Here is an 11939-nt window from a genome sequence, read left to right as displayed (position 1 = left end):
ACCCAGCTCGTCACAGCAGCAAGGAGATCCACGATGGCTCGACCGATCACGCTCTTCACCGGACAGTGGGCCGACCTGCCCTTCGAGGAGGTGTGCCGCCTCGCGGGGGAGTGGGGCTACGACGGTCTCGAGATCGCCTGCTGGGGCGACCACTTCGAGGTCGACCGGGCCCTCTCCGAGGACGGCTACATCGAGTCACGTCGCGAGATCCTCGAGCGGCACGGCCTGAAGGTCTGGGCCATCTCGAACCACCTCGTCGGCCAGGCCGTCTGCGACGACCCCATCGACCAGCGGCACCAGGACATCCTGCCCACGGCCGTCTGGGGCGACGGCGACCCCGAGGGCGTGCGGCAGCGAGCGGCCGAGCGGATGGCCGACACGGCCCGCGCGGCGGCGAAGCTCGGCGTCGACACCGTCATCGGCTTCACGGGGTCGGCGATCTGGAAGTACGTCGCGATGTTCCCGCCCGTGGGTGACGACGTCATCCAGGCGGGCTACGCCGACTTCGCCCGACGCTGGAACCCGATCCTCGACGTCTTCGACGAGGTGGGCGTGAAGTTCGCCCACGAGGTGCACCCGAGCGAGATCGCCTACGACTACTGGAGCACCGTCGCGACGCTCGAGGCGATCGGGCACCGCGAGGCGTTCGGCCTCAACTGGGACCCGAGCCACATGGTGTGGCAGGACCTCGATCCGGCCGGCTTCATCTGGGACTTCAAGGACCGGATCTACCACGTCGACTGCAAGGACACCCGCAAACGGATCGGCAACGGCCGCAACGGTCGTCTCGGCTCGCACCTGCCGTGGGGCGACCCGCGGCGCGGCTGGGACTTCGTGTCGACGGGTCACGGGGACGTGCCGTGGGAGGACTGCTTCCGCACCCTCAACGCGATCGGCTACGACGGGCCGATCTCGATCGAGTGGGAGGACGCCGGCATGGACCGCCTGGTCGGCGCACCCGGCGCGCTCGAGTACGTCCGGGGCCTCAACTTCGAGCGCCCGACCGCCTCCTTCGACGCGGCGTTCAGCAGCTCGAAGGACTGACGCCCGCGGCCCCGGCGGGTCTACCGTCGGGGCATGGGACTCGTCCAGATCGCCCAGCACGCCGACGACCTCGTCCGGGCCACCGCCTTCTACCGCGAGCTGCTCGGGTCCGAGCCGCTCGCGACGTTCGACCCTCCGGGGCTCGTCTTCTTCGACGTCGGCGGCGTACGGCTGCTCCTCGACGCGGGCGCGCCGAGCGCCCTGCACTACCTGCGGGTCGACGACATCGACGCCACGGTCGAGCGTCTGCGGGTGGCCGGCGTCGAGGTGCGCGGCGAGCCGCACGTCATCTTCGGCCACGACGACGACACCCTCGGGCCGGCCGGCACCGACGAGTGGATGGCGTTCGTCGTCGACTCCGAGGGCAACCTCGTCGGACTCGTCGAGCAGCGACCGCGCGGCTGACCGACGCGTGACCGGGCGATCTGTCGATTCCGGGTGACCCCTTTCGTGTAGGTGGTGCAGGGTGCACACCGGGTGCACCACCGACCAGCCGGCAGCGCCGGCAGGAGGAGATCATCGTGAAGACCTACCTCATCAGCCTCTTCTCGCCCGACGGGCCGCCGCCGGAGGACCTCGACCTCACGACGGTCATGGCCGACCTCGAGGTCGTCAACGCCGACATCCGCGCGGCCGGGGGTTGGGTGTTCGCCGGCGGCCTCGCCGACCAGGCCAGCGCCACGACGATCCGCCGACCGCGCGACGGGGTGGCCGACGCCGTCCTCACCGACGGGCCGTTCGCCGAGGCGAAGGAGCACCTGGGCGGCCTGACGATCCTGCGCTCCGACGACTACGACGTCGTCCTCGGCTGGGCCGAGCGGATCGCCGGAGCCACGGGCCTGCCCGTCGAGGTCCGCCCGTTCCAGGGCGACGGCGACCCCGGCCAGGCGCCGACCGACCAGTGACGGCCCGCACGTCATGACGGTCTCGGGCGCGGACATCGCGCGGGTCTTCCGCGCCGAGCACGGCCGTGCGGTGTCCGTGCTCATCCGCGCGCTCGGTGACATCGACCTCGCCGAGGACGCCGTCCAGGACGCGTTCACCGTGGCCGTGGAGCGCTGGCCCCGCGACGGTATGCCGCCGAGTCCCGCCGGCTGGATCATCACGACCGCGCGGCGCCGGGCCATCGACCGGCTGCGCCGGGAGGCGACGCGGGAGGCCCGCCACACGGAGGCGCTCGCCCTGCACGCCGCCGACGAGAACACCGCTGCGACGCAGGAGGGACCCGTGAAGGACGAACGACTGCGCCTCGTCTTCACCTGCTGCCACCCCGCCCTCTCGCGGGAGGCCCAGATCGCGCTGACGCTCCGGCTGCTGGGCGGCCTGACGACACCCGAGATCGCGCACGCCTTCCTCGTGCCGGAGTCGACGATGGCCCAGCGGATCGTCCGGGCCAAGAGCAAGATCCGCTCGGCCGGCATCCCTTACCGGGTGCCGCGCGACGAGGACCTGCCCGCCCGGCTCGCCTCGGTCCTCGCCGTGCTCTACCTCGTCTTCACCGAGGGTCACACGGCCACCGCCGGCGCCGACCTCGGGCGACCGGACCTCGCCGCCGAGGCGATCCGGCTGGCCCGGGTGCTCGTCGAGCTGATGCCCGACGAGCCGGAGGCCGCGGGCCTGCTGGCCCTCATGCTGCTGACCGAGGCCCGGCGCCCGGCGCGCACGGATGCCGCGGGCGAGCTCGTCGTCCTGGCGGAGCAGGACCGCTCCCTCTGGGACCGCGCGCTCGTCGACGAGGGCCAGGCGCTGGTGCACCGGTGCCTGCGGCGCGGCGCCCCCGGCCCGTACCAGCTCCAGGCCGCGATCAACGCCGTGCACACGGATGCCCGGACCGCGGCGGAGACCGACTGGTCCCAGGTCGTCGCGCTCTACGACCACCTGCTGCGCCTCGCGCCGACCGACGTCGTGCGGCTCAACCGGGCCGTCGCCGTCGCCGAGCTCGACGGTCCACAGGCCGCGCTCGCCCTCCTCGAGCGTCTGGACCTCGACGGCTACGTCGCCTTCCACGTCGTGCGGGCCGAGCTGCTCGGTCGTCTCGCGCGGTGGCCGGAGTCGGCCACCGAGTGGGACCGGGCCGCCGGGCTCAGCGACAACGGGCCCGAGTCGCGCCACCTGCTGGCCCGTGCCGCCAGAGCTGCCGGAGCTGCGGCGCGGACAGATGACCGGCGGTAACCTGCGGTCATGACGACCCCGCCGTCCACCGCTCCGACCGACATCGCCTCCCCGTGGGGAGGGGTCGGCCGCACCATCGACCTCGACGGCCCCGTCCACTGGGTCGACTTCGGCGGCCCCGACGAGGATCCGGAGGTGCCCGAGGCGCCGCCGGTCGTTCTCGTCCACGGTCTGGGCGGTTCGCACCTCAACTGGGTCGGCATCGCACCGGCGCTCGCCGCACGTCGCCGGGTCGTCGCGATCGACCTGCCGGGCTTCGGGCTGAGCCCGGCCCTCGGTCGTGCGACGAGCGTCAACCACAACGCGGCCCTGCTCAGCCGCTTCGTCCACGAGGTGCTCGGCCGCCCCGTCGTCCTCGTCGGCAACTCGATGGGCGGCATGGTGAGCCTGCTGCTCGCCGACCGTCGCCCCGAGCAGGTCGTGGGTCTCGCGCTCGTCGACCCTGCGCTGCCCAACCCCGGTGCGCGGCCCGACCCCCAGGTCGCCGCCACCTTCGCGATGTACGCCGTGCCGCGCGTCGGTGAGCTCGTGCTGACCCGCTACAACAAGAGCGTCTCGGACCGGCAGCGCGTGCTCGGCACCGTGGCGCTGTGCTTCGCCGACCCGTCCCGCGCCGACCTCGACGTCGTCGAGGCGGGCGTGGAGCTCGCCGCCTGGCGCCGGTCTCTCCCGGACCCCGAGGGCGAGTTCCTCGGCGCGGCGCGGTCGCTGCTGCGGGTACTCCGTGGTCGGCGTGAGTACGACCGCATCATGCGCGACCTCGACCGGCCCGTGCTGCTCATCCACGGCACCCGGGACCGCCTCGTGCCGGTCTCGGCCGCCCGCCGCGCCGCGCGGCTCAATCCGGCCTGGCGCACGGCCTGGCTCGACGGGATGGGCCACACGCCTCAGCTCGAGGCGCCCGATGACGTGCTCGAGCACCTCGAGCCCTGGCTCGACTCCCTCGTCTGAAGGACCCGCCGGCGTCAGGCGACGCCGTGGGTGACGCGTGAGGCCAGCTCGGTGCCCCACTCGCGGGCGCGGTCGAGCTCGCCCGCCTCGATCGGTCCGGCGGTGCCCTGGACCCAGAAGGTCTCGCCGCGCTCGGCGCGACCGAATCCGTGGTGCCGCAAGGACTTCGCCGCGGCGCTCGCGGCCGACCCCGGCAGCATCTTGACGTGCACGCGCGTGTCGAAGGTGACGACGGGGAGCTCGGGCCGCGGTGTCACGGACTCGATCCACTCGCGGACGCCCTCGTGTGCAGCGGTGCCACCCTTCGTCGTCGCGTCCTCGCGCGTCTTCGGTCGGGTCATGCCGAGGGCGTGTGTGGGTCCGCCCACGAGCAGCAGGTCGACGTCGTCGGGGATGACGGTCGGGGCGTCGTCGACGTGGACGAGCCGGACGTCGCCGTCCTCGACCGGTCTGCCACGGCGCAGCCCGTCGGCGATGGCCGAGGCGACCTCGCGGGTGTTGCCGAACATGGACTCGTGGACGATGAGGACGTTCATCATGGATCCCTTCCGCCATCCACGCTACGCGCGGCGTGCGTGGGCGCGACTGAATCGTGACGCACGAGACGTGCCGCGACACAATGGGATTCGCGCGGCCACCACCGGGTCGCCAGCCGACGACGAGGAGAGTCACCGTGGACGCCAAGGACTGGGACGAGCGATATGCCGCCCACGACCTCGTGTGGTCGGCCGAGCCGAACCGCTTCGTCGCCGAGATCATCGGCCCGCTGACGCCGGGTCACGCGGTCGACCTCGCCGCGGGCGAGGGGCGCAACGCGATCTGGATGGTCGAGCAGGGCTGGGTCGTCACGGCGTCGGACTACTCGCCGGTGGCCGTGGAGCGGATGCGGTCGCTCGCGGCCGACCGTCTCGGTGACGACCTCGGCCGGCTGACCGCGGTCGTCGCCGACGCGACGCAGTCGACGCCCGGCGGCCCGGCCGCCTACGACCTCGCGTTGCTCTGCTACCTCCAGCTGCCGGCCGACCAGTGGCGGCAGGCGCTGCGCTCGGCCGTCGAGGCGGTTCGCCCGGGCGGCCTGGTCGTCGTCGTCGGCCACGCCGGTCGCAACCTCGCCGAGGGCTGGGGCGGCCCGAGCGACCGGGCCGTGCTCTACGACCCCGAGGAGGTGCTCGACCGGGCCGAGGGGCTCCCCGTCGCGGCCCTGCAGTCGGGCATCCGGGAGCGTCCGGTCGCGACCGACGACGGTGAGCGCGTCGCGCTCGACACCGTGGTCGTGCTGCACCGCGAGGGCTGAGCGCCCCGATTTAGCGCTTGCCGTACTTCCGGTGGACGGCCTGTCGGCTGACGCCGAGCTGCTCGGCGATCTCGGCCCAGGCCAGGCCCTGGTTGCGGGCGCGCCGGACCACGGCGGCCTCGGTGCGGTCGGCGGTGCGCCGCAGCTCGCGCGCCGCGGCGAGGGCGGCGCGCGGGTCGTCGTCACCGGTGGCCCGAGCCAGCTGGAGCATGTCGTCGACCTCCTTCGTCATCGCGGTCACCTCCCGTGCCGTGTCAACTTCTGTTGACAGGGTAGGCCGCGTGGCCGGGTCCGTCAACCAACGTTGACGGGGGGCCCGCCTGCGCAGGAGTGGCCCGACCGGTGCGCGCCCAGCAGGATGGCGGCATGGCACTCGAGCTCTCGCACACGACCGTCAACGCCCTCGACGCGCACGCGCAGTCCGTCTGGTGGGCCGACCTCCTCGGCTACCACGAGGACCCCGCCGACCCCAACGAGCCGGGGCACGAGGAATGCATGATCTTCTCGCCCGACGGGTCGCACCGGCTGCTCTTCATCGAGGTGGAGGACGCCAAGCAGGTGCGCAACCGCGTCCACCTCGACCTGCGCCCCACCGACCGACCGCGTGACGAGGAGGTCGAGCGCGTCACGGGGCTGGGGGCGACCGTCGTGCAGGACTGCCGCACGGACGACGGTCGTGGCTGGGTCGTCATGGCCGACCTCGAGGGCAACGAGTTCTGCATCCTGCGCAGCGACGACGAGCGGCGCGCGGCCGGGGACCTCTGAGCATGACCGTCACCCGCTCGATCCTGCTCTTCGTGCTCGCCGCTCTCGCCGAGATCGGCGGCGCCTGGCTCATCTGGCAGGGGGTGCGGGAGCACCGGGGCTGGATCTGGGCCGGCGCGGGAGTCGTCGCTCTCGGCCTCTACGGCTTCGTCGCCACGCTCCAGCCCGACGCGAACTTCGGGCGCATCCTCGCCGCCTACGGTGGCGTCTTCGTCGTCGGCTCGCTCGTGTGGGGCATGGTCGCCGACGGCTTCCGACCCGACCGGTGGGACGTCGCCGGCGCCCTCGTGTGCCTCGTCGGCGTCGCGCTCATCATGTACGCACCCCGTTCGGGCTGAGCGGTGCCTCTCGGACGCTCGCGACGGCATACGGCCGGGGGTATCATGGGGCGTTCCCGCAACGACCCCAGGAGGATGCCGTGGAGCTCGACCTCGACGAGATGCAGTCGGTCATCCGTCGCCTCAACCGCGCCCGCGGTCAGATCGGCGGCATCGTCAAGATGATCGAGGAGGGGCGCGACTGCAAGGACATCGTCACCCAGCTCGCCGCCGTCTCCAAGGCGCTCGACCGGGCCGGCTTCGCCGTCATCGCCACCGGCCTGCGCGAGTGCATCACCAACCCGGACGGCGAGACGATGGACGTCGCCCAGATGGAGAAGCTCTTCCTCTCCCTGGCCTGAGGTCAGTGGGCCAGCACCGGCTCGCGGAGGCCCGTGCCGGCGAGCCAGGTGCGGTAGCCGCCGTCGAGGTTGCGCACCTCGCGACCGGCGTGCGCGAGCACCCGGGCCGCGGTGTGGCCGCGCTGGCCGACGGCGCAGTGCACGACGACCGGGCCGGGCGGGATCTCGTCGAGGCGTCCGCGGAGCTCGTCGACCGGGATGAGGACCGCGCCCGGGATGGCCCCGGACTCGTGCTCCTCGGGGGTGCGCACGTCGACGAGGACCGCGCCGTCCGCCACGGCATCCGCCAGCTCGTGCCACTGGACCGAGCGGCTGACGCCCGTGCGGAGGTTGTCGGCGATGTAGCCGAGCATGTTGACGGGGTCCTTGGCCGAGGCGAACTGAGGGGCGTAGGCCAGCTCGAGGTCGGCGAGGGCTGAGGCCGTCAGGCCGCCGGTCATGGCGGTCGCGATGACGTCGATGCGCTTGTCGACGCCATCGCGGCCGACGCCCTGCGCGCCGAGGATCGCGTCGGTGTCGCGGTCGACGAGGAGCTTGAGGCTCATCCCCTCGGCGCCGGGGTAGTACGTCGCGTGCGACGCCGGGTGCGTGTGGACGACACGGTGCGGGCGCCCGGCGGCGACGAGGCGCTTCTCGCTCCAACCGGTCGTCGCGACCTGCAGGCCGAAGACGCTGACGATCGCGGTGCCGAGCACGGGCCGGTCGTGGGCCGGGAGGCCGGCCATGACGTCGGCGGCCATGCGGCCCTGGCGGTTCGCGGTGTTGGCGAGCGGCACGAGGACCTGCCCCCCGTCGACGGCGTCGCGCTTCTCGACGGCGTCACCGACGGCGAGGATCCGCGGGTCGCTCGTGCGGAACCCGCTGTCGACGAGGATGCCGCCGAAAGGGCCCGTCTCGAGTCCGGCGTCGTCGGCCAGGCGCGTGTCGGGCCGGACGCCGACGGCCGAGACGACGAGGTCGGCGGGGACGTGCTCGCCGGTCGCGAGCGTCACCGTGTCGGGTCCGACGGCCGTGACGGATGCACCGAGCCGCAGGACCACGCCGGAGGCGCGGAGGTGGTCGTGGACGGGGGCGACCATCTCGGGGTCGAGTGGCGTCATGACCTGGTCGGCGGTTTCGACGACCGTGACGGCGATGCCGCGGCGGGTGAGGTTCTCGGCGAGCTCCAGCCCGATGAATCCGCCGCCGATGATCGCGGCGGTGCGGGCCGGAGTGCTCGCCGCGACGAGGGCGTCGGTGTCCTCGATGTCGCGCAGCGAGAGGGCGCGCTCGATGCCCGGGATCGGCGGCCGGACCGGCCGCGCACCGGGGGAGAGGAGTACGTCGTCGTAGGGCAGCTCGGACACGGTCTCGGTGGCGAGCTCGCGCACGACGACGACCCGGCGCTCGCGGTCGATCTGCACGGCCTCGGTGCCGACGCGCACGTCGAGCCCGAAGCGGCGCCCGAGGGACGCCGGCGTCTGGAGCAGCAGGGACCCGCGGTCCTCGATGACGCCGCCGACGTGGTACGGCAGTCCGCAGTTGGCGAAGGACACGTGCCCGCTGCGCTCGATGACGGTGATGTGGGCGTCCTCGTCGAGCCGGCGCAGGCGCGTGGCGGCACTCATGCCGCCCGCGACGCCGCCGATGATGATGTGTTCCATGCCCGTGATAATACCCCCGGGGGTATCTGATCTCGAATCGTGGGCTGCTGGACTCTGGACGAACCGGGCACTGCGGCGCGACCATGGAGGGCACGGAGGTCGCGCCATGAACGTCCAGCCGAATGCCGCCATCCCGCCCCTCGCCCCGGCGGGCCAGCTCGATGCGCAGGGTTTCGATCGTGGCCGGGTCGAGACCGCCGCCGACCTCGCCGTCCATCTCGAACGAGTGCGTCGACACCGGTCCGAGCTGCGTGACTCCGTCGCCGCCGTCGACCTCGCGCTCGAGGCGCCGATCGCCCGCGGCGGGATGTGGCGCGAGCGGGTGCGAGCGGCGCTCGCCGAGCTGGCGCACGACTTCGACGACCACGTCGCGCTGACCGAGAGCCCGGGCGGCATCTACGACCGGGCCCGGCGCAGCGCGCCGCGGCTCTCGGTCCGCGTCGAGCGGCTCCTCGAGGAGCACCGCGACCTGCGCGAGGCCCTGCACGGCTACCTCGCGGTGCTCGAGCACGGCGGCACGATGGCCGACCTGCCCGTCTTCCGGGAGGAGCTGACGGTCCTCGTCGGCCGGCTCGTGCGCCACCGTCAGAAGGGCGGCGACCTCGTCTACGAGGCCTACGACGTCGACCTCGGTGGTTCGGGCTAGGGTCGGTCAGGCGCTGGGCTCGAACCGCGGACGCAGCGTGAAGCCCGACACCCCCTCGGTGCTCGTGCGCGAGGCCAGCACCTGGTGCAGCTGGATCTCGTTGCGTTCGAAGGCCAGCCGCGACCCCGCGAGGTAGAGGCCCCAGACCCGAGCGGTGCCGAGACCGGCGAGCTCCACGCAGTCCTCCCAGCTCTTCGCGAGGTTGGCGTTCCACGCCGCGCACGTGCGGGCGTAGTGCTCGCGGAGGTTCTCGTGGTGGCGCACCTCGAAGCCCTCGTCCTCCATGACCCGCACGATGTCGCCGCTGCCGGTCAGCTCGCCGTCGGGGAAGACGTAGCGGTTGATGAAGCCGCGGGGCGGCAGTCCCGGGTGCTGGTTGTCGGGGCGGGTGATGCAGTGGTTGAGCAGGCGGCCCTCGTCCCGCAGCCGCTCGCGCAGGAAGCGGAAGTAGGCGGGGTAGTTGCCGACGCCGATGTGCTCGGTCAGCCCGATCGAGCTGATCGCGTCGAAGCCGCGCTCGGAGACGTCCCGGTAGTCGCCGTGCCGGACCTCGGCCCGGTCGGCCAGGCCCTCGGCCTCGATCGCGGCCTGCGCCCACGTCGCCTGCTCGCGCGAGAGCGTCACCCCGAGCGCCGTGACGCCGTAGTGCCGCACCGCGTGGCGCACCATGCCGCCCCAGCCGCACCCGACGTCGAGCAGGCGCATGCCCGGCCGCAGGCCGAGCTTCCGGGCGACGAGGTCGTACTTGTACGCCTGGGCGTCCTCGAGCGAGGCCTCGTCGGTGGGGAAGCACGCGCACGTGTAGGTCATCGAGGGGCCGAGGACCTTCTCGTAGAAGGCGTTCGACACGTCGTAGTGGTGGCTGATGGCTTCGGCGTCGCGTGTCCGGCCGTGCCGCAACCCGTGTGCCAGCCGACGCAGCTGCCCCGGCGTCTCCTCAGGCGGCAGGGTCGGGGCGTGCGGCCGGTGGTGGGCGACGAAGCGCGCCAGCTCCGTCGCCTCGTGCCGCGAGGGGCGGCGCGGGGTGAGCCCGTCGCCGACGACGCGCAGCACGTCGTAGGGGTCGGCCTCGTCGATCCCGTCGATGACGAGGTCACCGAGCAGGTACGCGCGGGCGAGGCCGAGCTCGCCGGGCGCGGTCAGGAGGTGGTTGAGCGCGTCGGGGTTGGTCAGGCGCAGCACGAGCCCGTCGGGGCTGCCGCCCTCCGAGCCGTCCCACGCGACGACCCGCACCGGGGCCTCGGGGCCGAACACCTGGTCGAATGCCTGTCCCACTGTCAAGGTCATCGAGCCTGCACCGCCTTCTCGTAGAGCGTCGGGAACCGTCCCCCCGGGTCGTACCTGCGCTTGACGGGGGCGTATGCCGTGCCGCCGTAGAGGGCGGCGAAGGTCCCCTCGTCGTAGTACGCGTCGGAGTAGAGCGACTTGTGGCCGCCGAGCCGGGTCACCTCGGCCTCGATGCGGCGGTTGACGTCGCCGTCGGCCGCGCCCGGCTCGATGGCGACCGTCGACCAGAAGCCGACGTTGACGTAGCGCTCGTCCCGGCGCATCGGGTAGAGCGGCCACGGCGTCTCGTCGGGGGCCGCGCCCGGAGCCGGGCGCAGCTGGATCGGGCACAGCCAGACCGGTTCGATCGGCACCTCGTGCAGGAACCAGTCGACGAACTCGGCCGTGCGCGCGAGCGGGATCTCGACGTCCTGCACGACACGCTCGCGGTCGGGCAGTCCGCGCAGCCGGTCGAGCCGGCCCATGACGCGGTGCCGGTTCTCGAAGGCGACGATCCGCCAGTAGACGTCGCTGCGCAGTAGGTGGCGCGGCCAGAGCCGGCGGATCGCCGGGACCTGGGCGCCGAAGGCCCGGCTGCACCAGAACCAGTCGGTGTCCCAGCGCCAGAGGTAGTCGTGGGCGGTCAGCACGTCGGTGCGTCGCTGCTGGATCGAGCGGTAGAAGACGTGCTCGCCCGTGTAGTCGCTCGGCCGGGCCTGGCCCTCGAGGTGGTCGGTCCAGCGTCCGAGGCAAAGGTAGGCCTCAGTGGCGCCGAAGACGACGCCGTCGACGAAGTCGACCCGGTCGCCGTCCCACGTCTGGGACGACAGGACGACGTCGACCGCGTCGGTGAGGGCCCGCACCGAGTCGAACCGCACGTGCCGCAGGGCGACGTACGGCCGGGCGTGCTCGAGCTCGATGACGAGGTCGAGCGCGTAGCCGAGCGAGCCGTAGGAGTTGGGGAAGGTGTGGAAGAGGTCGGCGTGGTCGCCGTCGGGCGTCGCCGTCACGACCGCGCCGTTCCCGGTGAGGATCCGCATCGCGTGCACCGACTCGTGCGGCAGGCCGTTGCGGAACGACGCCGCCTCGATGCCGAGACCCGTGACGGCCCCGCCGATCGTGATGGTGCGCAGCTGCGGCACGACGAGCGGCACGAAGCCGTGTGGCAGGAGCTCGTCGACGAGCTGTTCGTACGTCGTCAGACCCCCGACGAGCGCGGTCGCCGGACCGCCGTCGACGCCGGGGCGGACCTCGACGACGCCGGACATGGCCGAGAGGTCGAGCCCGGGGGAGTCGGTGGCGCTGCGGTCGCGGAAGAGGTTGGACGTGCGCTTGGCGAGCCGGACGGGCCGGTCGGGCGGCAGGGCGGCATACGCCCTCCCCACCTGTTCGAGTGCACGCTCGTGCTCGCGGACCCGCTGGAGGGGATCGTGCCGATCCGCAGGAGACGTGACCTGAGGGGTTGCCACCATCTCAGTC

15 protein-coding genes are annotated in these 11939 nt (G+C 72.8%); 10 read left to right on the top strand and 5 right to left on the bottom strand.

The annotated features are described in order from the left end of the window. The first annotated feature begins 33 nt into the window (after nucleotides 1-33). From AB4Z14_RS19180 to AB4Z14_RS19160, 5 genes are all read left to right on the top strand, one after another. Nucleotides 34-1044, top strand: a complete 1011-nt coding sequence (locus AB4Z14_RS19180; protein ID WP_442276595.1) for a sugar phosphate isomerase/epimerase family protein — start codon at nucleotides 34-36, stop codon at nucleotides 1042-1044. Between the two features lie 33 nt (nucleotides 1045-1077). Further along, nucleotides 1078-1449, top strand: coding sequence for a VOC family protein (locus tag AB4Z14_RS19175; RefSeq protein ID WP_442276594.1), 372 nt, complete (start codon nucleotides 1078-1080; stop codon nucleotides 1447-1449). A 116-nt stretch (nucleotides 1450-1565) separates the two neighbouring features. Next, entirely contained in the window at nucleotides 1566-1949 is a 384-nt protein-coding gene (locus AB4Z14_RS19170; protein ID WP_056778950.1) for a YciI family protein, read from the top strand. A 13-nt stretch (nucleotides 1950-1962) separates the two neighbouring features. Beyond that, nucleotides 1963-3216: an RNA polymerase sigma factor gene (locus AB4Z14_RS19165; protein WP_442276593.1), complete on the top strand. Its 1254-nt coding sequence runs from the start codon at nucleotides 1963-1965 to the stop codon at nucleotides 3214-3216. 9 nt (nucleotides 3217-3225) lie between these two features. Beyond that, nucleotides 3226-4167, top strand: a complete 942-nt coding sequence (locus tag AB4Z14_RS19160; RefSeq protein ID WP_442276592.1) for an alpha/beta fold hydrolase — start codon at nucleotides 3226-3228, stop codon at nucleotides 4165-4167. A gap of 14 nt (nucleotides 4168-4181) precedes the next feature. Here the strand turns inward: AB4Z14_RS19160 and AB4Z14_RS19155 are convergent, their stop codons facing one another. Further along, a complete protein-coding gene (locus AB4Z14_RS19155; protein WP_442276591.1) occupies nucleotides 4182-4703 on the bottom strand; it encodes a flavodoxin family protein in 522 nt (173 codons plus the stop codon). Between the two features lie 137 nt (nucleotides 4704-4840). Between AB4Z14_RS19155 and AB4Z14_RS19150 the strand changes: the two genes are divergently transcribed. Beyond that, nucleotides 4841-5461 carry a class I SAM-dependent methyltransferase gene (locus AB4Z14_RS19150; protein WP_442276590.1) on the top strand — a complete coding sequence of 207 codons (621 nt, stop codon included), beginning with the start codon at nucleotides 4841-4843 and terminating at the stop codon, nucleotides 5459-5461. Nucleotides 5462-5471: 10 nt separating this feature from the next. Here AB4Z14_RS19150 and AB4Z14_RS19145 read toward each other — a convergent pair whose 3' ends face one another. Continuing rightward, on the bottom strand, nucleotides 5472-5693 hold the full coding sequence (locus tag AB4Z14_RS19145; RefSeq protein WP_442276589.1) for a hypothetical protein: 222 nt from the start codon (nucleotides 5691-5693) through the stop codon (nucleotides 5472-5474). Nucleotides 5694-5827: 134 nt separating this feature from the next. On the opposite strand from AB4Z14_RS19145, the gene AB4Z14_RS19140 reads away from it, so the two are divergent. From AB4Z14_RS19140 to AB4Z14_RS19130, 3 genes are all read left to right on the top strand, one after another. Beyond that, nucleotides 5828-6226: a VOC family protein gene (locus tag AB4Z14_RS19140; RefSeq protein ID WP_442276588.1), complete on the top strand. Its 399-nt coding sequence runs from the start codon at nucleotides 5828-5830 to the stop codon at nucleotides 6224-6226. A gap of 2 nt (nucleotides 6227-6228) precedes the next feature. Next, nucleotides 6229-6564 (top strand): YnfA family protein, encoded by a 336-nt coding sequence (locus AB4Z14_RS19135; RefSeq protein ID WP_442276587.1) that lies wholly within the window; start codon nucleotides 6229-6231, stop codon nucleotides 6562-6564. Nucleotides 6565-6644: 80 nt separating this feature from the next. Next, on the top strand, nucleotides 6645-6905 hold the full coding sequence (locus tag AB4Z14_RS19130; protein ID WP_020141925.1) for a metal-sensitive transcriptional regulator: 261 nt from the start codon (nucleotides 6645-6647) through the stop codon (nucleotides 6903-6905). A 2-nt stretch (nucleotides 6906-6907) separates the two neighbouring features. On the opposite strand, the gene AB4Z14_RS19125 is transcribed toward AB4Z14_RS19130, so the two are convergent. Continuing rightward, entirely contained in the window at nucleotides 6908-8548 is a 1641-nt protein-coding gene (locus AB4Z14_RS19125; RefSeq protein ID WP_442276586.1) for an FAD-dependent oxidoreductase, read from the bottom strand. Nucleotides 8549-8654: 106 nt separating this feature from the next. On the opposite strand from AB4Z14_RS19125, the gene AB4Z14_RS19120 reads away from it, so the two are divergent. Then, nucleotides 8655-9194, top strand: a complete 540-nt coding sequence (locus AB4Z14_RS19120) for a hemerythrin domain-containing protein (RefSeq protein ID WP_056778926.1) — start codon at nucleotides 8655-8657, stop codon at nucleotides 9192-9194. 6 nt (nucleotides 9195-9200) lie between these two features. Here AB4Z14_RS19120 and AB4Z14_RS19115 read toward each other — a convergent pair whose 3' ends face one another. Together AB4Z14_RS19115 and AB4Z14_RS19110 are read right to left on the bottom strand one after the other, a co-directional pair. Further along, nucleotides 9201-10481, bottom strand: a complete 1281-nt coding sequence (locus AB4Z14_RS19115; protein WP_442276585.1) for a class I SAM-dependent methyltransferase — start codon at nucleotides 10479-10481, stop codon at nucleotides 9201-9203. Continuing rightward, nucleotides 10478-11929: an FAD-binding oxidoreductase gene (locus tag AB4Z14_RS19110; protein WP_442276584.1), complete on the bottom strand. Its 1452-nt coding sequence runs from the start codon at nucleotides 11927-11929 to the stop codon at nucleotides 10478-10480. The genes AB4Z14_RS19115 and AB4Z14_RS19110 overlap by 4 nt, the downstream gene beginning before the upstream one ends. Nucleotides 11930-11939: the final 10 nt, after the last annotated feature.

The sequence above is a fragment of the Terrabacter sp. 2TAF16 genome, assembly GCF_052115065.1.
In the GTDB taxonomy this organism is placed as follows: domain Bacteria; phylum Actinomycetota; class Actinomycetes; order Actinomycetales; family Dermatophilaceae; genus Terrabacter.
This window is presented reverse-complemented; position numbering and strand designations above follow the sequence as displayed.